The organism is Actinosynnema sp. NPDC002837 (assembly GCF_040295345.1).
Taxonomy (GTDB): Bacteria; Actinomycetota; Actinomycetes; order Mycobacteriales; family Pseudonocardiaceae; genus Actinosynnema.
This window is the reverse complement of record NZ_JBEOVG010000005.1, coordinates 174,287-199,001: the sequence shown is the minus strand read 5'-3', so window position 1 is coordinate 199,001 and position 24,715 is coordinate 174,287. Positions and strand designations below refer to the sequence as shown.

General features: G+C 72.5%; 28 protein-coding genes and 1 pseudogene. 15 read left to right on the top strand and 14 right to left on the bottom strand.

All coding sequences use genetic code 11. The annotated features are described in order from the left end of the window. The first annotated feature begins 49 nt into the window (after positions 1 to 49). A complete protein-coding gene (locus ABTZ99_RS06165) occupies positions 50 to 1,099 on the top strand; it encodes a S66 family peptidase (RefSeq protein ID WP_499608564.1) in 1,050 nt (349 codons plus the stop codon). 201 nt (positions 1,100 to 1,300) lie between these two features. On the opposite strand, the gene ABTZ99_RS06160 is transcribed toward ABTZ99_RS06165, so the two are convergent. The 3 genes from ABTZ99_RS06160 to ABTZ99_RS06150 form a co-directional block, all read right to left on the bottom strand. After that, a complete protein-coding gene (locus ABTZ99_RS06160; protein ID WP_499608562.1) occupies positions 1,301 to 2,188 on the bottom strand; it encodes an alpha/beta fold hydrolase in 888 nt (295 codons plus the stop codon). A 201-nt stretch (positions 2,189 to 2,389) separates the two neighbouring features. Beyond that, a complete protein-coding gene (locus tag ABTZ99_RS06155) occupies positions 2,390 to 3,559 on the bottom strand; it encodes an acyl-CoA dehydrogenase family protein (RefSeq protein WP_498782716.1) in 1,170 nt (389 codons plus the stop codon). Positions 3,560 to 3,571: 12 nt separating this feature from the next. Further along, positions 3,572 to 4,723, bottom strand: coding sequence for an acyl-CoA dehydrogenase family protein (locus tag ABTZ99_RS06150; protein WP_498782714.1), 1,152 nt, complete (start codon positions 4,721 to 4,723; stop codon positions 3,572 to 3,574). A gap of 77 nt (positions 4,724 to 4,800) precedes the next feature. Between ABTZ99_RS06150 and ABTZ99_RS06145 the strand changes: the two genes are divergently transcribed. Both ABTZ99_RS06145 and ligD read left to right on the top strand, forming a co-directional pair. Beyond that, the gene (locus tag ABTZ99_RS06145; RefSeq protein WP_498782712.1) at positions 4,801 to 5,415 is read left to right on the top strand and encodes a TetR/AcrR family transcriptional regulator C-terminal domain-containing protein; all 615 of its coding nucleotides are present in this window, start codon (positions 4,801 to 4,803) and stop codon (positions 5,413 to 5,415) included. Between the two features lie 108 nt (positions 5,416 to 5,523). Beyond that, the gene (ligD, locus tag ABTZ99_RS06140; RefSeq protein WP_499608558.1) at positions 5,524 to 6,516 is read left to right on the top strand and encodes a non-homologous end-joining DNA ligase; all 993 of its coding nucleotides are present in this window, start codon (positions 5,524 to 5,526) and stop codon (positions 6,514 to 6,516) included. A gap of 77 nt (positions 6,517 to 6,593) precedes the next feature. Here ligD and ABTZ99_RS06135 read toward each other — a convergent pair whose 3' ends face one another. Next, a complete protein-coding gene (locus ABTZ99_RS06135; protein WP_499608556.1) occupies positions 6,594 to 7,487 on the bottom strand; it encodes a LysR family transcriptional regulator in 894 nt (297 codons plus the stop codon). Positions 7,488 to 7,604: 117 nt separating this feature from the next. Here ABTZ99_RS06135 and ABTZ99_RS06130 point away from each other — a divergent pair, with 117 nt between their 5' ends. The 8 genes and pseudogenes from ABTZ99_RS06130 to ABTZ99_RS06095 all read left to right on the top strand — a co-directional run bounded on the left by ABTZ99_RS06130 (position 7,605) and on the right by ABTZ99_RS06095 (position 14,476). After that, entirely contained in the window at positions 7,605 to 8,108 is a 504-nt protein-coding gene (locus ABTZ99_RS06130; protein WP_499608554.1) for a nuclear transport factor 2 family protein, read from the top strand. Between the two features lie 173 nt (positions 8,109 to 8,281). Further along, a complete protein-coding gene (locus ABTZ99_RS06125; protein WP_498782706.1) occupies positions 8,282 to 8,452 on the top strand; it encodes a hypothetical protein in 171 nt (56 codons plus the stop codon). A gap of 52 nt (positions 8,453 to 8,504) precedes the next feature. Next, positions 8,505 to 8,903, top strand: a pseudogene (locus ABTZ99_RS06120) (phosphotransferase); the annotation flags it as partial. Between the two features lie 97 nt (positions 8,904 to 9,000). Further along, positions 9,001 to 9,210: a DUF8847 domain-containing protein gene (locus tag ABTZ99_RS06115; RefSeq protein WP_230571353.1), complete on the top strand. Its 210-nt coding sequence runs from the start codon at positions 9,001 to 9,003 to the stop codon at positions 9,208 to 9,210. 106 nt (positions 9,211 to 9,316) lie between these two features. Further along, a complete protein-coding gene (locus ABTZ99_RS06110) occupies positions 9,317 to 12,085 on the top strand; it encodes a glycosyl hydrolase (protein ID WP_499608551.1) in 2,769 nt (922 codons plus the stop codon). Positions 12,086 to 12,123: 38 nt separating this feature from the next. Further along, positions 12,124 to 13,059 carry a DUF1996 domain-containing protein gene (locus tag ABTZ99_RS06105; RefSeq protein ID WP_498782701.1) on the top strand — a complete coding sequence of 312 codons (936 nt, stop codon included), beginning with the start codon at positions 12,124 to 12,126 and terminating at the stop codon, positions 13,057 to 13,059. A 90-nt stretch (positions 13,060 to 13,149) separates the two neighbouring features. After that, positions 13,150 to 13,752, top strand: coding sequence for a DUF2238 domain-containing protein (locus ABTZ99_RS06100; protein WP_498782699.1), 603 nt, complete (start codon positions 13,150 to 13,152; stop codon positions 13,750 to 13,752). A gap of 46 nt (positions 13,753 to 13,798) precedes the next feature. Beyond that, positions 13,799 to 14,476 carry a DUF6319 family protein gene (locus ABTZ99_RS06095; protein WP_498782697.1) on the top strand — a complete coding sequence of 226 codons (678 nt, stop codon included), beginning with the start codon at positions 13,799 to 13,801 and terminating at the stop codon, positions 14,474 to 14,476. Between the two features lie 1,178 nt (positions 14,477 to 15,654). Here the strand turns inward: ABTZ99_RS06095 and ABTZ99_RS06090 are convergent. Then, positions 15,655 to 17,172: an alpha/beta fold hydrolase gene (locus ABTZ99_RS06090; protein ID WP_498782695.1), complete on the bottom strand. Its 1,518-nt coding sequence runs from the start codon at positions 17,170 to 17,172 to the stop codon at positions 15,655 to 15,657. 161 nt (positions 17,173 to 17,333) lie between these two features. On the opposite strand from ABTZ99_RS06090, the gene ABTZ99_RS06085 reads away from it, so the two are divergent. Together ABTZ99_RS06085 and ABTZ99_RS06080 are read left to right on the top strand one after the other, a co-directional pair. After that, positions 17,334 to 18,236: an EamA family transporter gene (locus tag ABTZ99_RS06085; protein ID WP_499608624.1), complete on the top strand. Its 903-nt coding sequence runs from the start codon at positions 17,334 to 17,336 to the stop codon at positions 18,234 to 18,236. 3 nt (positions 18,237 to 18,239) lie between these two features. After that, the gene (locus ABTZ99_RS06080) at positions 18,240 to 18,677 is read left to right on the top strand and encodes an iron chaperone (RefSeq protein WP_498782692.1); all 438 of its coding nucleotides are present in this window, start codon (positions 18,240 to 18,242) and stop codon (positions 18,675 to 18,677) included. Positions 18,678 to 18,680: 3 nt separating this feature from the next. Here ABTZ99_RS06080 and ABTZ99_RS06075 read toward each other — a convergent pair whose 3' ends face one another. Genes ABTZ99_RS06075 through ABTZ99_RS06035 form a run of 9 tightly spaced genes read right to left on the bottom strand, consistent with a single transcriptional unit; the run spans position 18,681 to position 23,323 of the window. Beyond that, entirely contained in the window at positions 18,681 to 19,151 is a 471-nt protein-coding gene (locus tag ABTZ99_RS06075; RefSeq protein WP_499608546.1) for a hypothetical protein, read from the bottom strand. 27 nt (positions 19,152 to 19,178) lie between these two features. Then, positions 19,179 to 20,252: an ATP-dependent DNA ligase gene (locus ABTZ99_RS06070; RefSeq protein ID WP_498782688.1), complete on the bottom strand. Its 1,074-nt coding sequence runs from the start codon at positions 20,250 to 20,252 to the stop codon at positions 19,179 to 19,181. Next, entirely contained in the window at positions 20,237 to 20,812 is a 576-nt protein-coding gene (locus ABTZ99_RS06065; RefSeq protein WP_499608543.1) for an alkaline shock response membrane anchor protein AmaP, read from the bottom strand. The genes ABTZ99_RS06070 and ABTZ99_RS06065 overlap by 16 nt, the downstream gene beginning before the upstream one ends. Beyond that, positions 20,809 to 21,312: a DUF6286 domain-containing protein gene (locus tag ABTZ99_RS06060; RefSeq protein WP_498782684.1), complete on the bottom strand. Its 504-nt coding sequence runs from the start codon at positions 21,310 to 21,312 to the stop codon at positions 20,809 to 20,811. Before ABTZ99_RS06060 ends, ABTZ99_RS06065 begins: the two co-directional genes overlap by 4 nt. Beyond that, complete coding sequence (locus tag ABTZ99_RS06055) at positions 21,313 to 21,573, bottom strand: Asp23/Gls24 family envelope stress response protein (RefSeq protein ID WP_498782682.1); 261 nt, start codon at positions 21,571 to 21,573, stop codon at positions 21,313 to 21,315. Positions 21,574 to 21,611: 38 nt separating this feature from the next. Further along, entirely contained in the window at positions 21,612 to 21,788 is a 177-nt protein-coding gene (locus ABTZ99_RS06050; protein WP_498782680.1) for a hypothetical protein, read from the bottom strand. Beyond that, on the bottom strand, positions 21,788 to 22,048 hold the full coding sequence (locus tag ABTZ99_RS06045; RefSeq protein ID WP_499608539.1) for a hypothetical protein: 261 nt from the start codon (positions 22,046 to 22,048) through the stop codon (positions 21,788 to 21,790). The genes ABTZ99_RS06050 and ABTZ99_RS06045 overlap by 1 nt, the downstream gene beginning before the upstream one ends. Then, positions 22,045 to 22,497 carry an Asp23/Gls24 family envelope stress response protein gene (locus ABTZ99_RS06040; RefSeq protein WP_498782676.1) on the bottom strand — a complete coding sequence of 151 codons (453 nt, stop codon included), beginning with the start codon at positions 22,495 to 22,497 and terminating at the stop codon, positions 22,045 to 22,047. The genes ABTZ99_RS06045 and ABTZ99_RS06040 overlap by 4 nt, the downstream gene beginning before the upstream one ends. A gap of 52 nt (positions 22,498 to 22,549) precedes the next feature. Further along, positions 22,550 to 23,323 carry a pyrimidine reductase family protein gene (locus tag ABTZ99_RS06035; RefSeq protein WP_499608621.1) on the bottom strand — a complete coding sequence of 258 codons (774 nt, stop codon included), beginning with the start codon at positions 23,321 to 23,323 and terminating at the stop codon, positions 22,550 to 22,552. Between the two features lie 39 nt (positions 23,324 to 23,362). On the opposite strand from ABTZ99_RS06035, the gene zapE reads away from it, so the two are divergent. Continuing rightward, the gene (zapE, locus tag ABTZ99_RS06030; RefSeq protein ID WP_498782674.1) at positions 23,363 to 24,373 is read left to right on the top strand and encodes a cell division protein ZapE; all 1,011 of its coding nucleotides are present in this window, start codon (positions 23,363 to 23,365) and stop codon (positions 24,371 to 24,373) included. A 67-nt stretch (positions 24,374 to 24,440) separates the two neighbouring features. After that, entirely contained in the window at positions 24,441 to 24,683 is a 243-nt protein-coding gene (locus ABTZ99_RS06025; RefSeq protein WP_106618954.1) for a DUF3040 domain-containing protein, read from the top strand. The last annotated feature ends 32 nt before the right edge of the window (positions 24,684 to 24,715 follow it).

Here is a 24,715-nt window from a genome sequence, read left to right as displayed (position 1 = left end):
GCTCGGCGGGGGAGCGCGCATCCGCCGCAGTCGTGTTTGGATCTTCGGCATGGCGCTCGACCTCGTCCACCCGCCGAAGGCCCGACCGGGTGATCGCATCGCGGTCCTCTCTCCGTCGTTCGCGGCCGCAGGCGCCTTTCCCGAGGTGCACGAGCAGGCGATGCGCCGGCTCACCGAGGTGACCGGCCTCATTCCGGTCGAGTACCCGACGACGCGGGACGTCGGGGCGACACCTGTGGCGCGCGCCGCGGACGTCAACGCCGCGTTCGCGGACCCGCAGATCCGCGGCATCCTCGCCGTGGTCGGCGGTGAGGACCAGATCACCGTGATCCCGCACTTGCGCGCGGACCTCGCCCGGGCGGATCCCAAGCCGTTCCTGGGCACCAGCGACAACACCAACCTGCACCACTGGCTCTGGGCGAACGGCATCGCGAGCTTCTACGGCGGCTCCTCCCAGGTCCACCTCGGCCCCGGACCCGCCGTGGACGACGTCCACGCCCGGTCGCTGCGGGCGGCCCTGCTGACCGGTGAGCGCCTGGAGATCACCGATCCGGGTGAGTCCGAGGACGTCGGCATCGACTGGGCCGACCCGCGCGCCTTGGAGTCCTTCGGTGATCGGGAGGCGACGGAGCCCTGGAGTTGGCACGGCCCGGCCCGCTCCGTGACCGGCCGCGCCTGGGGCGGCTGCCTGGAGGTGATCGAGTGGATCCTGACCGCCGGCCGGTTCCCGTTCCCGCCGGACGTTCTGCAGGGCGGCGTGCTCATCATCGAGACGTCGGAGGAACTCCTGCCGGCGCGCAACGTCGGTTGGATCGTCCGCTCGCTCGGCGAACGCGGCGTCCTCGGCGCGGTGGACGCGGTCCTGGTGGCCCGGCCGCCGGTGTCGGATTTCACCCGCCGGCCGCCTGCTGCGGACCGGGCGCGGCTGCGGGCCGAGCAGCGTGACGCGGTCGTCGAGGTGGTGAGCCGCTACCACCCCGAGGCGGTCGTCTGCGTCGGCGTTCCGTTCGGCCACACCAGGCCGCAGTGGATCCTTCCGCACGGCGGTGACATCACCGTCGACGGCATCGAACGCCGGATCTTCGCCGACTACGGCTGACAAGGCTCCAGCCGGCTCCCGGCCCGCTCTGGGTCCGCGTGGCAACGGCTCGGGCGGCAATGGATCGGGCGTGCCGGGTCCGCCGCCAACGGGTCGGGCGCAGTGGGTCGGGTCGAACCGGGGCGGTCGTGTGCATCGGCGGCGGCGTGGGTTGGGCCGGCGGTGGAGGTGAGGGCTTCTGGCGGTTCGGTCGGGGGTGGGTCAGTAGGTGGCCAGGTGGTCGAGCAGGTGCAGGGTCGTTTCCTCCGCGGCCTCCTCCGGCACGAAGTGGCCGACGCCCGGCAGCACCTCGAACCAGTACGGGCCGGTGGTCCACCGCGCCGCGTTCTGCGCAGTGTCGGGCGAGATGATCTCGTCCTCCTCGCCCCACAGGTACCGGGTGGGCACCGAGACCGGGCGGTGGAGGTCGGTGAGGTCCGCGGCGGTTCCCTCGGTGAAGTCGTTGGCCCGGTACCAGTTCAGCGCCGCGGTCAGCGCGCCCGGCTCGGCCAGCTTCCGCACGTACTGCGCCGCCCGCTCCGGCGGGATCGCCGACGGCCAGCCGGCACGCAGCCGCGCGCCGTCGTCCGCCAGCAGGGCGCGTTCCGCGACACCGGGCTCCGGCAGGCGGACGAGGCGGGCCCACCGACGACGCTGGTCCGGGTCCGTGCGCACCGCCGCGGCGAGAGCGCCGGGGTGCGGCGCGGACACCGCCGTCACCGTGCGCACCCGCAGCGGGAACCTCGCCGCCGCGACCCACGCCGCCATCGCGCCACAGCCGTGCCCGACCAGGTCGAACCTCGTCCACTCCAGCGCGTCCGCCAGCTCGACCACGTCCCGCACCAGGTGGTCCAGCCCGTACGCGCTTGCCCGGCGCGGCCGCACGCCCGGTGAGTAGCCGCGCAGGTCCGGCGCGACCGCCCGGTACCCGTGGGCCGCCAACGCCCGCAACTGGTGCCGCCACTCGATCCCGCACTCCAGCGCGCCGTGCAGGAGCAACACCTTGCGGCCGGTGCTGGGGCCGGTCGCGACGGCGTCGAACGTGCCCGCGGGTGTCGTGATGCGCTGACGCGTCAGGTCGGACGGGAAGAGCGCCGGTCGTGATCGCATGCACTCATCGTGGTCGGGTGATCGCGCTCAGTCCCTGGTGCGCGCTCCCCGAGCCCTGGTGGGGTCTGCCCTACCTCTGTTGGTCATGGGTCCATTCTCGAACTGGCGTTCGACAGTGGCAAGATCACGACCGGGTGGTCTTGACGGGGGCCGGTCGGGCTTGGCGGAGCCGGCGACCCCGTCAAGCCCGACCGAAGCAGGTCAGCCGAGCGTCCCCGTCACCTTCGCGTGGCCCTTGAGCAGGTTGCGGGCGATCGTGCGGCGCTGGATCTCGTCCGTGCCCTCGTAGATGCGCAGCAGCCGCAGCTCCCGGTACCAGCGCTCGATCGGCAGCTCGCGCGTGTAGCCCATGCCGCCGTGGATCTGCAGCACCCGGTCCACGATCTCGTTCGCCTTGATGCCGCCGTACAGCTTCGCCATCGACTGCGCCTGCCGCGAGTCCGCGCCCTGGTCGACCAGCCACGCCGCGTGAAGCACGAGCCAGCGCAACGCCTCGATCTCCACCGCCGAGTCCGCGATCATCCACTGGATGGCCTGGTACTCGGCGATCGGCTGACCGAACGTGACCCGGGTCTTCGCCTGCTCGATGGCCATCTCCACCAGCCGCTCGCACGAGCCGAGCGCCCGCGCGGGCAGCAGGTAGCGGCCCTGGCCGATCCACTGCATGGCCAGGTTGAACCCGCGACCGACCTCGCCGAGCACGTTCTCCTCGGGCACGCGGACGTCCTCGAACACGAGCGCGGCCGGACCCCACTGGCCCATGGTCGGGATCGGCTCGGACTTCCAGCCCATGTCCCGGTCGACCAGGAAGCACGTGACGCCGCCGTCCGCGCCCTTCTCCTTGTCCGTCACCGCGAACACCATCACGAAGTCGGCCTCGTTGCCCTGCGTGATGAACGTCTTCTCGCCGTTGATCACCCACTCGCCGCCCTCCTTGCGGGCGGACGTGCGGATGGCCTTGGCGTCGGAACCCGCGCCCGGCTCGGTGATCGCGAAGCACGACACCCGCTCACCGGAGATCGTGGGCAGCAGGTAGCGCTGCTTCTGCTCCTCGTTGCCGTGGAACAGGATGTTGTCCGCGTACCCGCCGAACCGGAACGGCACGAACGTGCGGCCCAGCTCGGCCTCCAACAGCGCCGTCATGAGCGCGCCCAGGCCCATGCCGCCGTACTCCTGGGGCGTGAGCACGCCGAAGAAGCCCGCCGCCTTGGCCTTGTCCTGGAGCTCCTTGAGCTCGTCACGCGTCAGACCGGGCTGACCGAGGCGTTCGCGGCGCAGCACCTCCGGCTCCAGCGGCGCCACCTCCTTGCGCACGAAGGTCCGCACCCAGTCGCGGATCTCCTTCTGCTCCTCGTCGAGCGTGAAGTCCATGCCGTCCTCCCTCTACGCGAACGCGTTGACGCCGGTCAGCGCCCGGCCGATGAGCAATTTCTGGATCTGGCTGGTGCCCTCGTAGAGGGTCGTCACGCGGGTGTCCCGCAAGTACTTGCCGACGGGGTACTCGTCGACGTAGCCGTACCCGCCGAAGACCTGGATGGCGTTGTTCGCCACGCGCACGGCGGCTTCGCTGGCGTAGAGCTTCGCCATGGACGCCTCCGTGCCGAACGGCTCGCCGCGGTCGGCGAGGTCCGCGCACCGCCACGTGAGCAGGCGTGCCGCGTCGGTCTCCACCGCCATGTCGGCCAGGAGTTCCTGCACGAGCTGGAAACCGGCGATGGGCTTGCCGAACTGCTCGCGCTGCTTGGCGTACGCGACGCTGACCTCCAGCGCCCCGCGGGCGGCGCCGACGCACCCGGCGGCGACGGACATCCGGCCCCGGTCGAGGGCGGCCATGGCCAGCTTGAAGCCCGCGCCCTCGTCGCCGAGCCGGTCGGCGTCGCTCACCCTGACCTGGTCGAGGGTCAGTTCGGCGGTGGCCTGGCCGCGCATCCCGAGCTTGCCGCGGATCTCCGTGGCGGTGAAGCCGGGCGAGTCGGTCGGCACCAGGAACGCGGTGATGCCCTTCGGGCCGGGACCACCCGTTCGGGCGAAGACGAGCGCCACGTCGGCCCACGTCCCGTTGGTGATGAACACCTTGCGCCCGGTGATCAGCCAGTCGTCGCCGTCGCGGACGGCCTTGGTGGCCAGTGACGCGGCGTCGGAGCCGGTGCCCGGCTCGGTCAGGCCGAAGCAGCCCAGCTCGCGGCCCGAGCACAGGCCCGGCAGCCACCGCTGCTTCTGCGCCTCCGTGCCGTGCTTGGCGATCGTCTTGCCGACCAGGCCGAGGGAGACGGAGATGATGCCGCGCACGGCCGAGTCGCCGCGGGCGACCTCCTCGAGCACCAGGCAGTACGCCAGGTGGTCGCCGCCCGAGCCGCCGTACGCTTCGTCGATGCCGAGACCGAGGAAACCGACGTCGCCCAGGGCGGGCACCAGGTCGCGGTCGATGGCCTCGTCCCGGTCCCAGCGCGTGGCGTGCGGGACGATCCGCTCCTCGGTGAACCGGTGTGCCAGCTCCTTGAGCTGCCGGTGTTCGTCGGAGATGCGCAGATCCACCGGGGTGACCTCCTAACCGAACGGTGTTAGGTTATCTAACCTAGGCGCGGAATCGACCACAGGCAAGGGGAGCGGACATGCCGAGGAGCCCGATCCTGAGTGCCTCGCGCATCCGGACCGCCGCGCTGCACATCATCGACCGGGACGGGCTCGACGGCCTGTCGATGCGCAAACTGGCCTCTGAGCTGGGAGTTCAGGCCGCGTCGCTGTACGGGCACGTGAGCACGAAGGACGACCTGCTGCACGAGGTGGCCGCCGGGATCCTGGAGCGGGTCGACGTGTCCGGCTTCGAGGGCGGCGACTGGCGGCACGGCCTGCGCAGCTGCGCCCGTTCCTACCGGGCGGCGCTGGCCGCGCACCCCAACATCGTGCCGTTCCTGGCGTACGGGCCGGCGCACCGCGAGGCGTCGCTGCGGCGGCTGGACGTCGTGCACGGCGGGCTGGTCTCGGCGGGCTGGTCGCGGCGCGAGGCGACGATGATCGCGGCGTCGTTGATGTACCTGGTGTTCGGCGCGGCGCTGAGCTCGTTCTCCAGCGGCTTCTCGGAAGACCAGACCTTCTACCGCGACCGGTACCCGAACCTGGACAAGGCCCACCTCCTGCCCGCCGTGGCCCGCGAGCTGGACCACGACAGCTTCGAGCTGGCGCTGGAGGCGTTCGTCACCGGGTTGGCGGCGCGAGCGCCCGGCTGAGCCCGCGCACCGGACCGGTGTGGGCGATGTGGAGGGTGGTGTTCGTGGTCACGGCCGTGTCGGGCGATCATCGCGCTGGGCACGTGGTTCGTTGTTAGGCTCGCCCGCGTGGCCCAGGCTGTGGAACTGAACGTAGGCGAACGCGTGGTGCGGGTGTCCAACCCGGGCAAGGTCTACTTCCCCGAGCGTGGGATCACCAAGATCCAGGTGGTCGAGTACTACCTGGCGGTCGCGGAGCCGTTGCTGCGCGTGCTGCGCGACCGGCCGACCACCCTGAAGCGTTACGTCGACGGGGTGACCGGGGAGGCGTTCTACCAGAAGCGGTTGCCCAAGGGGGCGCCCGAGTGGGTGGAGACGGCGCGCATCAAGTTCCCCTCCGGGCGACCCGCGGACGAGGTGTGCCCGACCGAGCCCGCGGTGCTCGCGTGGGCGGCGAACCTGGGCACGTTCGACTTCCACCCGTGGCCCGTGCGGCGTGCGGACACCGATCGGCCGGACGAGCTGCGCGTCGACCTCGACCCCCAGCCGGGCACCGACTTCCGGGACGCGGTCGCGGTCGCGATGGTGCTGCGGGAGGTGCTGGAGGAGCTGGGGTTCACCGGGTACCCGAAGACGTCCGGCGGTCGTGGCATCCACGTGGCCGTGCGCATCCGGCCAGAGTGGGACTTCGTGGACGTCCGGCACGCGGTGATCGCGCTGGCACGTGAGGTGGAACGGCGCGTGCCCGACAAGGCGACCACGTCGTGGTGGAAGGAAGAGCGCGGCGAACGGGTCTTCCTCGACTTCAACCAAGCCGCCCGCGACCGCACCATCGCGTCCGCCTGGTCGGTCCGCGGCACGCCTCGCGCCACCGTGTCGACCCCCGTGACGTGGGACCGCCTGTCCACTGTGGACCCGGACGACTTCGACGTCCTCACCGTGCCCGCCTACCTGGCCGAGAACGGCGACCCGCACGCGTCCCTGGACGACGAGGCGTTCGGCATCGAGCGCCTGCTGGAGTGGTACGAGGCCGACGACCGGGGCGAGATGCCCTACCCGCCGGACTACCCGAAGATGCCCGGCGAACCGCCGCGCGTGCAGCCGTCGCGGAAGCGGAACTAGCGCGGGAGTCAGGCCGGTTGCCCGTCCGACCGTCCAGCGCGTGCACGAGGCCGCGTGACGATCTCCGGGTGACGTCGTCAGCGCGCGGTGACGTAGTCGTCGGCGGCGGTGCTGAAGGCGCGGACGCGGGCGGTGGCGTTGTCGGTGCGCCAGAGCAGGCCCCAGTGCACGGGTGGCGCGTCGTGCAGGTGGACGTAGGCGGTGTCGGGGCGGGCGTAGTAGCGGCGGACGTTGGCGCCCACCGGCAGGACGCCGTGCCCGGCGCCGACCAGGGTGAGCAGCTCCTGGAACGTCGCGGCCGACCGCCCGGCCGGAATCGGCAGGCCCGCGGGGGTCGTCGCCGGGGCGTGGTCGGCGCGCAGGGACTCGGGCAGCGTGTCGGGCAGCCGGAGCACCGGAACGGTGGCCAGGTCCTCGACGGAGAGGCGGTCGCGGCACGCGAACGGGTGCCCGATCGGCACGGCGAGGAACCTGGCCTCCGAGACCAGGGCCGGTCCGGTGGTGATGTCCGGTTCGAGCACGGGGAACGTGGTCAGCGCGAGGTCGACGGTGCCGTCCCTCAGCCACGGCATGAGATCGGCCGGTTGCGCCTCCCTGATCTCGACGTCGCAGTCGGGGTGGCGTTGTCGGAACAGCTCGGTGACGCCGACCAGCAGCTGGCCGCCCGCGGCTCCGGTGAAGCACACCCGCAGCGTCCCGGTGAAGCCCCGGCCGGCCTCGATCGCGCGGGCGAGCGCGGCGGCGACCTGGTGCCACGCCGGCCGCAGGTCCTCCTCCAGCCGACGTCCGGCGAGCGAGAGCTCCACGCGGCGGCTGGTCCGGTCGAACAGCGGGACTCCGACGCGCCGTTCGAGCTTGCGGATCGTCTGGCTGACCCGGGCGGTGGACACGTGCAGCCGCTCGGCGGTGCGGCCGAAGTGCAGCTCCTCGGCAAGCGTGAGGAACGCGTCGATCTCGTGTCGTTCGAGCACGCCCGCACCTCCGCATCGTCAACCGTCGCTTCACGATCGTGGCACGACGCGGCGTTGTTCCCGGATCCCGCCGGCCGCAGGGTGGACCTGCCGATCAACCTTCGACAGGAGCACCTGATGCACGTCACCGATGACCGCGCGCTGTCCGCCGGCGATGGCGAGGCGGTGGTGCGGGAGCTGCGGGACCGGGTCGAGGTCCTCGACGCGCTGCACCGCTTCGGCCTCGGGCAGGACCTGAAGGACCGGGCGCTGTTCGCGTCGGCCTTCGCCGCCGACGCCGAGCTGGACTTCCGGCCCGCCGCCGCGAAGTGGGGCGCGCGACCGCCGCTGATGTCCGGGCGGGACGCGATCGTGACCACGGTCCTGGGCATGTTCACCGGACGGGTCGACACCACCCACCAGGTGACCAACGCCCGGATCGCGGTCGACGGGGACACCGCGCGGCTGACCGCGCTGGTCGAGGCGCAGCACCTGCTCGCCGCCGACCACGGCGTGTTCGCGCTGCTGAAGAACCCCTACGACGTGGTCCTCGTGCGGGACGGCGAGCGGTGGGTGATCCGCCGCCTCCGCATCGACAACGCCTGGTTCACCGGGGACCCGACCAGGATCTTCGGCGACTGACGGTCACCTGCCCGGGTGGTGTGCGGCCGACCCGAGGGGGCGGGAGGCGGGTCGGTCGGCCGCCGGAGTGCGCACGTCGGGCGGCCGTGCGGCGAGGACGCGGGAGGACTCGTGGTCCACCCGCCACGGACGGGGGATCGCGTGGCCCGGTGGGCTGGGAGCAGGGTGGCCGCATGAACGCCCGACGCCTCGAAGTCCTGCTGCCCGCCGACGTGCCCGCCCGCGACTACGCGGCCGTCGCCCACGCCATTTGGGGGGTGCTGGACAGGGTCGGCCTCGGCGAGGACGGCTCGCTGAAGACCGACGAGGAGACAGCCGACGAGCAGTCGGGCGAGGACCGGTAATCGTTCGCCCACCCCGCGGGAACGCTCCAGCCTCCCGCCGTGCGTCGCGCGGCAGCGTGACCGCGGGCTCGCGCCCGGGTGGCTGGAGCAGGTACCCGACTTCCTCGACTCCGTCGACCTCGGGCACCCGGAACTCGTGCCGGCGCACACCGAGGTGATGAGCGCCCACCTGCTGGTCGACGAGGGCCGCCTCACCGGCCTGTTCGACTTCGAGCCCGCGATGCGCGCCGCCCGCGAGTACGAGTTCGTCGCCACCGGCGTCTTCCTCACCCGCGGCGAACGCGCGGCCAACAAGGCGCTGCACGACGGCTACGGCCGCACGGTCGACCCGCGCAAGGTGCCGGCCTGCACGCTGCTGCACGTCTACTCGAACGTCGCCCGGTACCTGCGCGAGGTGCCGACCGGCGCGACCACGCTCGACGACCTGGCCGACCACTGGTTCCGGACCTGACCTTCGGCCGACCGGCTGTTTCCGGCAGCGGTTCAGCCGCGATCCGACTGGTCCTCTCGTACCATGGGGGCAACGCCGAAGAGAGGGAGGCAGGCCGATGACGCAGGCGTACGTGGTGCGGTTCGTCGGTGGTCCCCTCGACGGCCGGGTCGACTCGCACGCGAAGCCGCCCGAGTCCCCGAAGCCGACCGTCACCCACGTCCACCTGCACGGCGGCCCGAAGATCGTGCACCACTACGACCTCCAGTACGCCGTCGAGTACGGCTGCGAGTACCGCCTCCGCGTCGAGGACCAGCCCGGCTCTTGACAGAGTCAGTAGCGGCCAACCGTAGACACACGCCTCACCTGCGGTTTACCGTTTGGCTTGCGTGAGAGCGCTCTCACAGAGCTGTGAGTCCCTGCTGGAGGTCCCTGTGCGTTCAATCCGCCCCCACCTGGCGGCCCTCGCGGTCGCCGTGGCCGCGGCTGCCGCGATCCCCCTCGCCCTGCCCGGAACGGCAAGCGCCGTCACGGTCGGCGCAGGCAGCTACGCCACCACCCGCCCGGCGGGCGCGGTCGGCCCGTCCGACTCCAACGGCGCGCCCGTGACGCCGAAGGTCACCGCCCGGATGGCCGGCCGCCCGGTCCCGACCAACGACTGGTGGTCGTCGCTGGCCTTCCAGCGCTATCCGGGCAACCCGTACTCCGAGAACATGTACGCCCACCCGCTGACGTTCCACGCGGCGGCGCAGGGCCTCGGCGTCGGCTACCCGACCAGCCCGAACATCACCCCGGACGGCCGGTTCTACGAGTTCATGCACACCGACGACCTGTTCGTCGGCGTCAGCGGCCTCAACGCGCCGCGCACCCAGGTCGACGGCTGGTCCGACTGGACGGTCAGTCCACTGTGGACCGACGGGACGCGCACCCTGCGCACGACCATCGGCCACGGCTCGCCGTACGTGTACGCGGAGGCCACCGGCGGCGCGGCCAGGGTCGGCTTCAACGGCGCCACCACGATCTGGAGCAACACAGGCACCACCCTCGGCGTCACGATCAACGGCCGCGACTACGCGTTGTTCTCGCCGAGCAACTGGAACGTCGTCGGCACCGCCGAGGCCACCTCGTCGGCCGCCTTCTTCTCGGTGGCCGTGCTGCCGAGCCGCGACGCGCTCTCGCTGTTCCAGCGCTACGCGTTCTCGTTCGTGACCGACACGAAGGTCAACTGGACGTACAACTCGGCGAACGCCCAGCTCACGGCCACCTACACGGCCACGACCACGGCGCGCCAGGGAACCCAGACCGGCACCCTGCAGGCCCTCTACCGGCACCAGTGGCTCAACTCCACCGACACCGTCACCGGCTACCGCTACACCTCGCCGCGCGGTGAGATGCGGCTGCGCGAGGGCTCGTCGTTCACGACCCGCAGCACGTTCAACGGCGTCCTGCCGGCGCTCCCCCTGTCCTCGGCAGCCGACAAGAACCGCCTGCGCGCCGAGATCGACCAGGAGCTCAACGCCGCCGACCCGTGGAAGGGCGCGGGCGACACCTACTGGACCGGCAAGGCGTTGTGGCGCCTGGCGGCGCTGGCCCGGGTGGCCAACCAGATCGGCTACACCGACGGCCGCGACCGGCTGCTCGGCATGGTCCGCGACCGGCTCTCCGACTGGCTCACCGCGTCGTCCGGCGAGGCGGGCAACCACTTCGTCTACGACGCCACGTGGGGCGCGCTGACCGGCTACAAGGCCTCCTACGGCACCGACGCCGAGCTGAACGACCACCACTTCCACGCCGGCTACTACGTGCTGGCCGCCGCCGTCCTGGCGCAGCACGACCCGACCTGGGCCTCCGACTCCCGGTACGGCGGCATGGTCAAGCTGCTGGTCAAGGACGCCAACAACTACGACCGCGGCGAGTCGCGCTTCCCGTTCCTGCGCAACTTCGACGCCTACGCGGGCCACGGCTGGGCGTCCGGCCACGCCGGCTTCGCGCACGGCAACAACGAGGAGTCCTCGTCCGAGGGCATGATGTTCGCCACCGCCGCGGTGCTGTTCGGCCAGGCGACCGGTGACACCGCGCTGCGCGACGCGGGCATCTACCTGCACACCACGCAGGAGAGCACGATCGCCCAGTACTGGTTCGACAAGGACGACACGGTGTTCCCGGCGTCCTTCCAGCACGGCACGGTCGGCATGGTGTGGGGCGCGGGCGCCAGCTACAGCACGTGGTGGACGGCGAACCCGGAGGAGATCCACGGCATCAACATGCTGCCGATCACCGGCGGCTCGCTGTACCACGCGGACTACAAGGCCGACATCCTCCAGAACGTCAACGAGCTGCGCGCCAACAACGGCGGCACCGAGGTCGAGTGGAAGGACGTCATCACCCAGTTCCTCGCGCTCGCCGACCCGGCGCAGGCGCTGGCGAACTACGGCTCCGGCCTGCCGCCGGAGGACGGCGACTCGCGGGCGCACGCCTACCACTGGATCACGTCGCTCAACACCTACGGCACGCCCGACACGTCCGTCACCGCGAACGTGCCGACGCACGCCGTGCTGAGCAAGAACGGCGCCCGCACCTACGTGGCCTACAACCCGGGCACGACGACGGCCACCGTGACGTTCTCCGACGGGCAGACCCTGTCCGTGCCCGCGTCGTCCACCGCGTGGCGCGGGCCGGCCGGCAGCGGCGTCGACTCCGGCTCCGGTGGCGTGAACCCGACGACGACCACCACTACTACGACCACGACGACGACCACCACCACCACGACCACGACCGCTCCGCCCGTGAGCCGGGACGCCTTCGCCACGATCCAGGCCGAGTCCTACGACGAGCACAAGGGCGTGTTCAAGGAGACGACCACCGACAGCGGCGGCGGCCAGAACATCGCCGGCATCGCCAAAGGCGAGTGGGCGCTCTTCCGCGGCGTCGACTTCGGCTCCCGCACCGGGCGGCAGTTCATCGCCCGGGTCGCCAGCGGCGCGGCGGGTGGCGTGAGCGGCCTGGTCGAGGTCCGCGTCGGCAGCCCCACGGCCGCGCCGCTGGGCAGCTTCGCCATCGCCAACACCGGCGGCTGGCAGAGCTGGCGCACCGTGCCCGCCAACATCGCCGGCCTGACCGGCAAGCAGGACGTCTACCTCACCTTCACCAGCGGCCAGCCCGCCGACTTCGTCAACGTCAACTGGATCACGTTCGGCTCCTAGACCTGCCGCCGCATCCCGCTCCACCCGGAGGAGATCGGATGAACGCGAGATTGAGAGGTGTCATCGGCGCCGCGTCCGTCGCGCTGGCACTGGCCCTGATCGGGTCGGTGGTCGCTTACCAGCCGGCGGGCGCGGGCCCCCTGGTGAACCACGACAACCACCCGGCCGCACCGGACGCGCACCAGGCCGCGGCCATCGAACAGCAGGCCGGCATCCAGGCCGCGTCGGAGTTCCGCGCCAACTGCCGCGCGAGCCACCGGTCCGGCAACGACCCGATCATCTACCCCAACCAGACCGGCGTGTCGCACGTGCACGAGTTCTTCGGCAACCGGTCGACCAACGCGTCGTCCACGTACACGTCGCTCAAGGCGGCGGGCACCACGTGCGACCCGCTGGTCGACCTGTCCGCTTACTGGGTGCCCACGCTCTACAAGAACGGGCAGCCGGTCGCGCCGGAGAGCGTCACCGTGTACTACCAGGGCATCCACGACATGCAACGCGCCGTCGCGTACCCGCCGGACCTGCGGTACGTCGTCGGCAACGCCCGGGCGACCAGCCCCGACCAGAACCCGTCCGCGCGGTGGTCGTGCACCACGCAGTCGCCGTCGAGCCGGGACTTCATGAACTGCCCGGCCGGCACCAAGCTGGAGACCTACCTCGACTTCCCGACCTGCTGGAACGGCCGGGACCTGGACAGCGCCAACCACAAGGACCACATCGTGTTCTGGAACGGGTCGTGCCCGTCCACGCACAACGTGGTCCTGCCGAGGCTGGAGTTCCTGATCACCTACCCGGTCAACGGCGGCGGGCTGTCGCTGGGCGGGACGGTGAACGGGGTGAACGTGACCAACGCGCCGGGGTACACCTTCCACGGTGACTTCATCAACGCGTGGGACCAGCCGGAACTGGAACGACGGGTGCGGAACTGCGTCAACGCGGGTCGCATCTGCGGCACGAACGGCAACCCGATCTAGGGGTCGCGCGGGCGGCGGGGGCGTTGTCCTCCGCCGCTCGTCCACTGTGGACTGATGCGCGGGGCGGCCCGTTGGTGGCAGGATCGCCGGATGCAGCCAAGGGACCGCCTGCCGGTCACCCTCGCGGTACTCGTCGTGGTGGCGGTCGCGGTGTCGGCCATCCGGCCCAAGAGCTACGTCACCTGGCTGCTGGAGGTCGCGCCGATCCTCATCGCGCTGCCCCTGCTGGCGTGGACGCGCCGCCGGTTCCCGCTCACGCCGCTCGCGTACTGGCTGATCTTCGGGCACGCGCTGGTGCTCGCGCTCGGCGGCCACTACACCTACGCCGAGGTGCCGTTCGGCGATCTGTGGACCGACCGCAACCACTACGACCGGTTCGCCCATTTCGTGCAGGGTTTCGTGCCCGCGGTGCTGGCGCGGGAGATCTTGTTGCGCCGGACGCCGCTGCGGCCGGGGCGGTGGACGTTCTTCCTCGTGTCGGCCACGTGCCTGGCGGTCAGCGCGGGCTACGAGTTCGTGGAGTGGGCCGGCGCGGTGATCGGGGGTGAGTCGGCGACGGACTTCCTTGGCACGCAAGGTGATGTGTGGGACACGCACTGGGACATGCTCCTCGCGCTCGTGGGATCGGTGGTCGCGCAGGGGGCGCTGGGACGTGCCCACGACCGGCAGCTCGCGGGATTGTCGGTGGGGTAGGGCAAGCTGCACCCGACAGATCTTGTGCAAGTCGTGGAGGTAGGCGATGGCGAAGGCGAAGCAGAGCTCGTTGTCCCCGCAGGACATCGACCACCTGCGTGCGGAGTTGGCCGCGGGCCGACCGCCCGCGGTCTGGTTCACCTCCGCCGCGGTCGGGGTGGAGGCCGGGCGGTCGGCGAAGGTGGTGGCGTTCACCGAACCCGCCGAGGGGGACTTCATCCAGGTGCGGCCGACGGGGGAGAAGGACGAGCTGTCGTTCTCGCCGGCCGAACTGACCGTGGAGAAGCCGGCTCCGCGCAAGCGCACCCCGGCGCCCGCCGCTGAAACCCCGCCGCCGGTGGCGCCGGTGGAGCACATCTACACGCCGGCGCCCGCCCCGCCCAAGCCGAGGCCCGCTCCGGCGCCTGCCGCGCCCGCGGCGCCGGCGGAACGCCGACCGGCCGCGCGCAAGCAGGCGAAGCCGGCGGAGGTGACCGTGACGCTCACGTCGACCGCGGACGGCGAGTGGACGGTCGACGTGCAGTGGGGGTCGAAGCGCACGTTGAAGGCCGCGCCGGTGGCGGCGTCGGCGGTGTCGCAGGCGTCGAAGCTGCTGCCGCCGGAGGTCGACGAGGCGGTCGAGAGCGTGCTCAGCGCGGCCCGCGAACGCCACCTCGCGCGGGTGGAGCAGCTGCGGGCGGAGCTGGAGGCGGCCCAGCGGGCGTTGGACGAGCTGACCGGCTGACCGGGCGGGAGCGGGTGCTGACCTGGCGAGAACACGTATTGCAACGTATTGATGATTGGCGTTCCGCGATCGGGTGAGGGTACTTCCCCTGGCCGGCGGTAGGGGCGGACCGTGGGGTCGAAATACCTTCGGTCGCACGAAGTCCCTCGACGCCGCGGAGGCACAAGATGGTTGTTGAGATCACGACCGCTGAGCACGCTCAAGCCCACAACTGCGGGTGCTCGGGTTGCACGGGCCCCGGCTGCGGGTGCTGCTCCACCTGCTAGTCCATCCCGCGCCTGCCAAGCAGGCCGCAAACCGCAACCACCCGACCCCGGCCCGCCCCAGCGAGCCGGGGTCCGGGCCAACGACCACCACCGACCACCGCCGCCAATCGAGCGCCACCGGTCTTTCGCCCGCCCCACCGCCCGCCGCCGGCCCTTCGCGCCGCCCCGCCGCCGGCGCCGGCCTTTGCGCCGACCCACCGCCAGCTTTCGCGCCGACTACCGGCCGCCGCTGGCCTTTCGCGCGCCGTCCGAACGCCCGCTCGGGTTCGCGGCCCGGATCCACCGGGCCGGGACTTCGCACCCAGGGTTCCGCGCCCGGATCACCTCTGCGGACACGCCATGTCGCGGGGGTCAGGCGCCCTGCCGTCGGGCTCGTGCTGCCGGGCTCGTCGTGCCGTCGGGCTCGTGCTGCCGGGCTCGTCGTGCTGCCGGGCTCGTGCTGCCGGGCTCGTCGTGCCGTCGGGCTCGTGCTGCCGAGTCCGTGCTGCCGAGTCCGTGGCGTCGTCAGGTCCGTGGTGCGTCAGGGCCGTCGTTCGCCGAGAGGGTGTGCGGTGGCCGTCTCGTGGCGGGGTCGCGTTCGGGCTCGGCGGGTGCAGGGCTCGGGGCGGCGGGGCCAGGGTCCGGGGGTTGGCGGCTGGTTGGGCTGGTGTGACGGGTGACGGGCTGACGGGCTGACGGGCTGCCGGGTGCCGGCTGCCAGGTGGTGGGTGCCGGGTGGTGGGCGGTCGGGGGTGGTTTCGGCGGGTCCGCTGGTTTTCAACCGAGGTACGGGAACAGTGTTTCCGTACACTTTCCGGCCAGGTTCACTCGATCGTGTTTGGTTGTCGTGGGCCCTGGCGGGTGGGACGCGGGAGGGTCCGCGGGCAGGGTAGCGGGGTTGCGGTCGGGGTGCCGGGTGACGTGGTGCCGGCCTCACGGTGGGCAGGCGGTGCCGTTGGACGGCACCTTGGCGTCCACCAGGAACTCCTCCGCGGCCTTCGTCGCGCACGCCGACTGGCCGAGTGCGCCATGCCCGCCGCCCTGCCACCCCACCACGACCCCGGCCGGCAGGGCCTGCGCCGCACGCTCCCCGCCCTCACGCGGCGTGACCGGGTCGGACGCCGTGGTCAGCACGAGCACCGGCGGCGCCCCCACGAGCCTCGGCACCTTCACCGCCTGAGGCACCGGGAACGGGCCGCAGGCCAGCAGCTTGCGCGCGAAGTGAGCACCGAACATCGGGTGCTTGGTGCGCCAGTCCTCCGTCAAACCCGCCACCCGCTCCGGCGGCACGCGGGTCGTCGTGTCGTTGCACCCCGTGATGATCCCGGCGTCGATGCGCGGCGGGTCGTCGTCCCGCTCCAGCAGCAGCGGCTCGATGAACGCACCCAGCTTGGCGCCGTCACCACCCTCCGCCGCCACGATCGCGTCAGCCAGCGCGCCCCACCGCGACCGGTCCGCCAAGCCGGCCAGCACGGCCTCCGTGGCGGTCCCCGGCGTGAGGTCGAAATCGCCGCCGCGCAACGGCCGGTCCCGCAGCGAGTCCAGCAAAGCCTTGTACCGATCGGTCGCACCGGCCCCCAACGGGCACCCGCGCACCACGCAGTCCTTCTGGAACGCCGAGAACGTCTCCTCCGCCGCCACCGCCCGCGTCTGCATCACGGCCGTCACGTCCAACGTCGGGTCCGGCGCGCCGTCGAACACCATCCGCCCGATCCGGTCCGGGAACCGCGACGCGTACAGCGTCAGCACCCGCGAACCCTCACCGAGCCCGATCGCGTTCAGGTGCGGCACGCCCAACGCCTCGCGCAGCTGCTCGAGATCGGCCGACGCACGCCACGAGTCCACCGCGGGCAACCGGTTCTCCATGTCGAGCACGCACTCGCGGCTCGCCAACGTGTACGCGTCGACCAGGTCCTCGTTCGACTCCGCCCCCGGATCGGCCTCCACGATCCCGACCCGCGCCGCGTCCGGCACGCACTGCACGGGGTCCGACTCGCCGGTGCCCCGCCGGTCGACACCGATCAGCGTGAACGTGCTCAGCACCGTCGCGGGCAGGCTCGCCGCCAGCCGCGCCGCCTTCAACGTCCCAGGCTCGCCGCCCGCCTCGCCGACCACCACCAAGGGGCTGCCGCCCGTGCCCACGCGCAGCAGGGACATACCCAAGTTGCCCCGCCCGGGACGGCTCGGCACGTCCAGCCGCACGGTGAGCTGCGAGCACTCGTACTCCCACGTGCCGGCCGGCGCGGAATCACCCATCCGGGCACGCGCGGAGTCCGTGCACGACGACCAGGACAGCCCGGGCGTCTCGTAGCTCTCCAGCGGCGGGACCTCGCGGGGACCGGACGGGGTGGTGACGGACGACGGCTCCTCGCCGTCACCGTGCACGGCGATCACCGGCCGGGTCGACGGACCCGCGCTGCACGCGGCCAGCGCGCTCAGAGCCACCAACATCGAAGCGGCGTGACGCCGACGCGGCACAGCGGTCCCCTCGCTCTCTCCCACGGCATTGGACTCCCGGTGGGCTGGTTGCCCCAGAGGTTCGGTGCAGAGCCTCACACAGTCCAGGTGAGACTTCGGTGAGCGGGCTGGGGCAGGATGTCCGCGTGGTCACAGTGCACGTCGAGGGCATCCCCGAACGCAGGCTCCACCGCTCCGGGCCGGTCACGATCGCGGCCAAGGCGTTCGGCGCGATACCTCCGCCCGCGCTGGTGCTGCTGGGCGTGGTCAGCGTGCAGGTCGGCGCCGCCGTGGCCAAGCAGCTGTTCACCCTGGCGGGCGCCGCGGGCACGGTCACGCTGCGGCTCGTGCTGGCCGCCCTCATCCTGCTCGCGGTGTGGCGGCCGTCGCTGCGGCTGGACCACCGGACGTACGCGGTGGTCCTCGGCTACGGGCTGGTGCTCGGCGCCATGAACCTGAGCTTCTACCAGGCGATCAAGCACATCCCGCTGGGCGCGGCGGTCACCATCGAGTTCCTCGGCCCGCTGGCGGTGGCCGTCATCGGGTCGCGGCGCTGGCTGGACGGGGTGTGGGCGCTGCTCGCGGCGACCGGCGTGCTGCTGCTGACCAGGGTCGACGGCGGCCTGTCGCTGCCCGGCGTGCTGTTCGCGGCGGGCGCGGGCGCGTGCTGGGCCGGCTACATCCTGCTGACCGCGGCGCTGGGCAGCCGCACGTCCGACGGCAAGGGCCTGGCGCTGGCGATGGTGGTCGGCGCGGCCGTGGCGCTGCCGTTCGGCGTGGCCGAGGCGGGCACGATGCTGCTCGACCCCGTGGTGCTCGTCGCGGGCGCGGCGGTGGCGCTGCTGTCGTCGGTGGTCCCGTACTCGCTGGAGCTGGAGGCGCTGCGCAAGATCCCGCCGCGCGTGTTCGGCATCCTGATGAGCCTGGAGCCGGCCGTCGCGGCGGTGGCCGGGTTGGTCCTGCTGCACGAGGCGCTGCGCCCCGCGCAGTGGGTCGCGGTGTTCTGCGTGGTGCTGGCGTCGATCGGCGCCACCCGGACCGGCAGACCGGAGGTGTGAGGAGTGGTCCGGAGCAAGGCCGGGACGGTCGAGGAGTACCTCGCGGAGCTGCCGGAGGACCGGCGCTCCACGGTGTCGGCGGTGCGGGACGTGATCCTGGCGAACCTGCCGGCCGGGTACGTCGAGGGCGTGCAGTGGGGGATGATCACCTACTCGGTGCCGCTGGAGGTGTCCGGCAAGACCTACAACGGGCAGCCGCTCGGGTACGTGTCCCTCGCGTCGCAGAAGAACCACGTCTCGCTGTACCTGATGGGCGTGTACGGCGAGCGCGAGCAGGAGTTCCGGGCCGAGTTCGAGGCGACCGGGCGGAAGCTCGACATGGGCAAGAGCTGCGTGCGCTTCAAGCGGCTCGACGACCTGCCGCTGGACCTCATCGGACGTGAGGTCGCACGGCAGGGCGTGGACGACTTCGTGGCGAAGGTGCGCGCGGCCCGCAGCTGAGGTTCAGTGCTGAGGCTTGGCCGGCGGGTCGGGCGGCGGCTCCTCCACGCTGAGCCGCCCGTCGATCAGCTCGCCGCCGCGCTCCTCGAAGATCGTCGCGTAGGTCGCCGAGTACTTGCGGTAGACGGCCAGCAGCTCGCCCTCGACCGTGGCGGCCACGTCGGCGCGGAACTCGTCGCGCAGCCGGCGCATGGTGTTCACGGCGCTGCGGCGGTTCAGGCTGTGCAGGTAGGGCCGGAACGTCACGTTCAGCCCGCCCACCACCGCCGCCATGAGCAGCAGCACCTTGCCCAGCGGCGTTTCCGACGAGGTGAAGCCCACCGCCAGCACGGCGGGCACGAAGATCAGCACCACGGTGTAGAACAGCCCGGTCGTCCGGTGCACGACCCGCCACGCCGACAGCCGCCGGCAGTCGTGCTGCATGCGATCGTCCAACTCCCGGATGAGCACGTTCACGTCAGCTACCTCGGCCACAGCCGACCACGGTACTCACCCGAGCGGTCACGCGGGGCGAACTTCGCCTCGCAGCACCGATTCCACGTCGTAGCGCGCGGGCTGCTCGAGCTGGTCGTAGCCGCACGACGCCGGGTCGCGGTCGGGCCGCCAGCGGCGGAACTGGCCGTTGTGCCGCAGCCGGGCGGGCGCGCCGCCCTCGGTCTGCGAGTACGCGATCTCCAGCACCCGCTCGGGCCGCAACGGCACCCAGTCGGCGTGCTTGCCCCGCCACCGGTTGATCTCGCCGGGCAGCCGGCGGCCGTCCGGCTCCACCAGCCACGGGTGCTCGTCGGTCGTGATGAGGTCCTTGAACTCCTCGGCCAACGCCCGCCGCTCGGCCGCCTTGAACGAGCCGACGACGCCGACGTGGTGCAGGACGCCCGCGTCGTCGTGCAGGCCGAGCAGCAGCGAACCGACCGCCGTGCCCGGCTCGGTGTCCTTGTGCCAGCGCAGCCCGGCCACCACGCACTCGGCGGTGCGGGCGTGCTTGACCTTGATCATGGTGCGCTTGCCCGGCGTGTACTCGCCGGCGGCGGGCTTGCCGATGACGCCGTCCAGGCCCGCGCCCTCGAACAGCTCGAACCACTGCGCGGCCAGGTCGCCGTCGGTGGTCGCGGGCGTGAGGTAGAGGCCGTCGCCGGGCGTGATCAGCCCCTCCAGCGCGGACCGGCGCTCCGTGCACGGCCGCTCCAGCAGCAGCTCGTCGCCCAGGGCCAGCAGGTCGAACGCCACGAAGCTCGCCGGCGTCCGCTCCGCCAGCAGCCGCACGCGGCTCTCCGCCGGGTGGATCCGCTCGGACAGCGCGTCGAAGTCCAGCTTGTCGTCCTTGGCCACGACGAGCTCGCCGTCGACGACGATCCGCGGCGGCAGCGTGCGCCGCAGCGCGGCCTCCGCCTCCGGGAAGTACCGGTTGAGCGGCTTGCCGCTGCGGGACTGGAGGAACACCTCGTCGCCGTCGCGGAACACCAGGCAGCGGTAGCCGTCCCACTTGGGCTCGAACACGAGGTCCGAGCCGGTCGGGATCTCGTCCACCGAGGTGGCCAGCATCGGCTGCACGGGAGGGGTCAACGGGAGCGCCACGCGGCCATCCTGCCGGGTGACCGGGCCCGGCGCACGCGTTGGCGCTGCCTCTTCGCCAGATCGAGGCGCACCGCGGTCGGGAGGACCTCGACGCCGAGCGCGGCGCGGGCCCGCGACAGCACCCGACCGTCCAACTCCCGCCACACCCGGCGCACGTCCGCGCCGTGCCGCAGCGTCAACCGCAGCCGCAACGCGCGCCCGCCCACCACGGCCACCTTCGCGCCGGCCACGCCGTGCACCTGCTCGGCGTCCCCGCGCACCGCCGCCGCCAGCGCCTTGGCGGTGACGACCACGTCGTCCAGGAGCAGGTCGGGGTGCCGTTCGGGGCGGACCGCGCGCCACGCCCACCACAGCCCGAGCACCACCGCGAGCAGGCCGAGCGCGATCAGCCCGAGCCGGACGGGCAGCAGGTGCCGCCGGGCCCAGTCGAGCACCAAGGGGTCCAGCACCGGCCGGTCGACGGCGAAGCGGTGCAGCACGACGGCGGCGCCGCCGACCAGCAGGGCGAGCACGCCGAGCACGGCGGCCAGCACGCGTTCGGCGCGGTTCGAGCGGTTCACGGTCGGTCCTTCGGCGAGATGACGATGACCGACACCTTCGGCCGCACGGGCATCGGCAGGTCGTCCACCGCGGCCCGGGCCACCTCCAGCAGCCGCGGCCGCAACGACGCCTCGTCGTGCAGGCGGCTGGTCGCGCGGACCCGCACCTTGCGCCGCGACGCGGTGACCGACACGTCCACCACCCCGTCCTCCGCCCGCACCCGGTGCCCGACCACGCGGGCCAGCGACGCGGGCGTGGTCACCACCCGCACGCCGTCGGCCGGGTCGTCCAGCGGCACCTGCGACACCCCCGCCCGTGACGCCACGACCAGCAGGAACAGCCCTCCGGCGGCCACGCACGCGCCGGTCACGAGCACCGGTCGGTCCACCCAGGACCAGTCCGGCCACGTCGGCCACCCGTGCCCGGACCAGTGCCGGGCGACCGCGACGACCAGCAGCGCGCCGGCCGCCGCCAGCGCCGACCCGAGCAACGGCGACAGCACCCGCAGCAGGACCCGCACCTACACCACCCGCGGCCGGGTCTCGGCGCGCAGCGCGGACACCGTCAGCGCCACCGAGCGGACCCGGTAGCCGGTGATCCGCTCGACCTCCTCGGTGACGCGCCGCCGCACGTCCGCGGCGGCCGTGCGCACGGGCGCCGGGTAGCGCAACGCCAGCTTCACCGCGAGGTCCAGGTCACCCTCCACCTCGTCGACCTTCACCACCGCGCTCGGCTCGGCGCCGGGCACGAGCCGGACGGCGTGCGCCGCGACCTTCCGCACCACGGTCGGGTGAATCTCGAGCGAGCCCTCCGCGTCGGTCACTTGTCGCGGCCCCGGCCGAGCAGGTCGCCGAGGTCGAGCTCGCCGTCGAGGACCCGGCCCACGACCAGGCCGATCACCCCGACCGCCAGGGTCACCAGGAAGGCGGTGAAACCGCTGGTCGCGGCCAGCCCGAGGACCAGGCCCGCGAGCAGACCCGTCTGCGTCGCGCTCATCAGCTCTCCCACTCCAGATCGGCCACGACGACGTCCACGGGCGCGGCGCCCGCCACCCGCGTCACCCGCGCCCGCAGCTCCGGCACCACCTCGCCGATCGGCCGGTCGGTCCGCAGCACCACCGCCACCTCGACCCGCGCGCCGACCCGGACGCCGAGCACGCGCCGTCCCGGCAGGTAGGAGGCGAACGCGCCGTCCAGCCGCGCCACCTCCGGGTGGGCCAGCACCGCCGCCTCGACGTCCTCCGCCACGTCCGTCACTCGACCCGGGACCCCGTGGTCGGCGTGGTCTCCTCGTCCTCCTCGGGCAGGTGGATGTCGTTGACCGCGATGTTGACCTCGATGACCTCGAGCCCGGTCATCCGCTCGACCTGGCCGATCACGTTGCGCCGCACCGCCCGCGCGAGGTCGACGATGCTCACGCCGTACTCGACGATGATGTCCAGGTCGACCGCGGCCTGCTTCTCGCCCACCTCGACGGCCACGCCGGCGGTGTTCACGGTGCCCGCGCCCGGGATGCGCTCGCGCAACGCGCCGAACGCCCGCGACACCCCGCCGCCGACGGCGTGCACGCCGGAGATCTCCCGGGCCGCGATGCCCGCGACCTTCTGCACGACCGACGACGCGATCGTGGTCCTGCCCTGCTCGGTGTCGTCGGCCGCACGCGGCGCGGTGCCGGTCTCCGGCTTGACGGCGGTGCTCTGGGCCACGGCGGTCCCTCCGAATCGGTGCGTGCACGTTCGGGAGCGGACCGTATCCGGATCAGGGCGTGGACGGGCCGGACGTCACCGGATCAGGCGTCACCTTGCGGTACCGCAGGAGGAGGGCGCTGTCGTGGTGCAGCACCGACGCCAGCTCCAGCGACCGGGGCGCCGGCGGCAGCGGACCGTTCGAGATCCGACCCGCGTCACCTCCCGCGAGCAGCGGGGAGAACGTCACGCACAGCACGTCGACCAGGTCCGCGTCGATCAACGCGCCGAACACCTTCGGCCCGCCCTCGCAGTCGACCCGGTGCAGGCCGCGCTCGCGCAGGGCCGCCAGCGCCAGGTCCATGGCCACGGTCTCCTCGCCGGCGACGACCACGTCGGCGCCCGCCGCGGCCAGCGCGTCACGCCGCTCCCGGGGCGCGGCCCGCGTGGTCAGGATGATCGGCGGCACGGTCGTGCTGGTCAGCAGCGTGGACGTCGGCTCGATCGAGCACCGCCCCGTCACCACGGCGACCGGCGGCACGGGCGCGAGGCCCAGCCTGGCCCGCCGGGACGCGCGCACCTCGCCCGCCTTGACCCCGTGGTAGCCCTCGACCAGGGCCGTGCCCGCGCCGACGAGCACCACGTCGCACAGGTCGCGGCCCAGCATGAAGACCTTTCGGTCGGCGTCGTTGCCCAGCCCCTCGGACCGCCCGGCCACCGACACCGCACCGTCCACGCTGGACACGAAGTTCACCTGCACCCACGGCCGGTCGAGCCCGTCGGGGTAGTCGTAGAGCCGTTCGAGCTCGTCGTCGGTGATCTCGCCGTCACGTGGTGGCCACAACATCCGCACCGCCACATCCCAGCACGCCGTTACGATCCGGTCATGTCCGCCCCGCCGCGCCTGTCCGACCGCACCCCGCACGTCGCCGCGGACGAGCTGGTGGACGCGATGGTCCCGCCGCCCCGCTTCGACGCGGTCCGCTTCGCCACCTACCTGCCCAACCCGGACGAGCCGAGCCAGGCCGCGGCGGTGCGGGCCGGCCGTGAGTTCGCCGAACGCGTGTCCGAGGGCGGCGGCCGGGGCGTGTTCGGCCGGCTGTTCAAGCGGTCGGGCGCCGAGGACGCCAAGCCCGGGCTCTACCTCGACGGCGGGTTCGGCGTCGGCAAGACCCACCTGCTGGCCTCGGTCTGGCACGCCGTGCCCGGTCCCAAGGCCTACGGCACGTTCGTCGAGCTGACCAACCTGGTCGGCGCGCTGGGCTTCGGCGAGACCGTCCGCCGGCTGTCCGCACACAAGCTGCTCGCGATCGACGAGTTCGAGCTGGACGACCCGGGCGACACGATGCTGGTCACCCGCCTGATCAAGGAGCTGACCGCGGCGGGCGTGTCGGTCGCGGCCACGTCGAACACGCTGCCGGACAAGCTGGGGGAGGGCCGGTTCGCCGCCGCCGACTTCCTGCGCGAGATCCAGTCGATGTCGGCGAAGTTCACCGTGGTCAGGGTCGACGGCCCCGACTACCGCCACCGCGGCCTGCCCGACGCGCCGCCGCCGATGGCCGACGAGGACCTCGTGGCCAAGGCCGTGAGCACGCCCGGCAGCACGTTGGACGACTTCGCCGACCTGTGCGCCGCGCTGGCCCGGATCCACCCGTCGAGCTACGGCCGGCTGGTGGACGGGGTGACCGCGGTGCACCTGCGCCACGTCCGGCCCGCGCCCGACCAGGCGGTGGCGCTGAGGCTCGTGGCGCTCGGCGACCGCCTCTACGACCGGGACATCCCGGTGGCGGTGTCCGGCGAGCCGCTCTCGGAGCTCTTCACCGCCGAAATGCTGCGCGGCGGCTACCGCAAGAAGTACCTGCGGGCGGTATCGCGGCTTGTAGCCCTGTCGCGCTGATCTTGCCTGCTCAGGCCCCCGTTCGGGGTGGTTTTGCGGGTGGGGCGCCGGGTATCCCTCGGCCGTGATGAGCGAAGCGGAACGCCGCACCCTCAGTGAGATCGAGAGCAGACTCGCGGACGAGGAGCCGGGCCTGGCCTCGGCGCTCGTCGCCGGCAAACCCCGGCACCCCGTGCTCAGCTACGCCCTCGTGGCCACGTTCGGTGGTCTGGGTGTGCTGCTGCTGTTCCTCGGGGCGTTCGGCCCCGCCCTGGCGTCGCTGGGGTTCGGCGCGCTGCTGATGCTGATGCGCGGCTACACCTGGCGGTGAGCCGGGACCGCCCCGCGGTCCCGCACGAGCGG

Excerpts from the sequence above, each read along its gene's own strand:
- ABTZ99_RS06035 (WP_499608621.1), bottom strand. The coding sequence starts at position 23,323 with ATGTTGTGGCCACCACGTGACGGCGAGATCACCGACGACGAGCTCGAA.
- ABTZ99_RS06155 (WP_498782716.1), bottom strand. The coding sequence starts at position 3,559 with ATGGACTTCACGCTCGACGAGGAGCAGAAGGAGATCCGCGACTGGGTG.
- ABTZ99_RS06105 (WP_498782701.1), top strand. The coding sequence starts at position 12,124 with ATGAACGCGAGATTGAGAGGTGTCATCGGCGCCGCGTCCGTCGCGCTG.
- ABTZ99_RS06165 (WP_499608564.1), top strand. The coding sequence starts at position 50 with ATGGCGCTCGACCTCGTCCACCCGCCGAAGGCCCGACCGGGTGATCGC.
- ABTZ99_RS06100 (WP_498782699.1), top strand. The coding sequence starts at position 13,150 with ATGCAGCCAAGGGACCGCCTGCCGGTCACCCTCGCGGTACTCGTCGTG.
- ABTZ99_RS06025 (WP_106618954.1), top strand. The coding sequence starts at position 24,441 with ATGAGCGAAGCGGAACGCCGCACCCTCAGTGAGATCGAGAGCAGACTC.
- ABTZ99_RS06125 (WP_498782706.1), top strand. The coding sequence starts at position 8,282 with ATGAACGCCCGACGCCTCGAAGTCCTGCTGCCCGCCGACGTGCCCGCC.
- ABTZ99_RS06095 (WP_498782697.1), top strand. The coding sequence starts at position 13,799 with ATGGCGAAGGCGAAGCAGAGCTCGTTGTCCCCGCAGGACATCGACCAC.
- ABTZ99_RS06160 (WP_499608562.1), bottom strand. The coding sequence starts at position 2,188 with ATGCGATCACGACCGGCGCTCTTCCCGTCCGACCTGACGCGTCAGCGC.
- ABTZ99_RS06090 (WP_498782695.1), bottom strand. The coding sequence starts at position 17,172 with ATGTTGGTGGCTCTGAGCGCGCTGGCCGCGTGCAGCGCGGGTCCGTCG.
- zapE (WP_498782674.1), top strand. The coding sequence starts at position 23,363 with ATGTCCGCCCCGCCGCGCCTGTCCGACCGCACCCCGCACGTCGCCGCG.
- ABTZ99_RS06130 (WP_499608554.1), top strand. The coding sequence starts at position 7,605 with ATGCACGTCACCGATGACCGCGCGCTGTCCGCCGGCGATGGCGAGGCG.
- ABTZ99_RS06050 (WP_498782680.1), bottom strand. The coding sequence starts at position 21,788 with ATGAGCGCGACGCAGACGGGTCTGCTCGCGGGCCTGGTCCTCGGGCTG.
- ABTZ99_RS06115 (WP_230571353.1), top strand. The coding sequence starts at position 9,001 with ATGACGCAGGCGTACGTGGTGCGGTTCGTCGGTGGTCCCCTCGACGGC.
- ABTZ99_RS06145 (WP_498782712.1), top strand. The coding sequence starts at position 4,801 with ATGCCGAGGAGCCCGATCCTGAGTGCCTCGCGCATCCGGACCGCCGCG.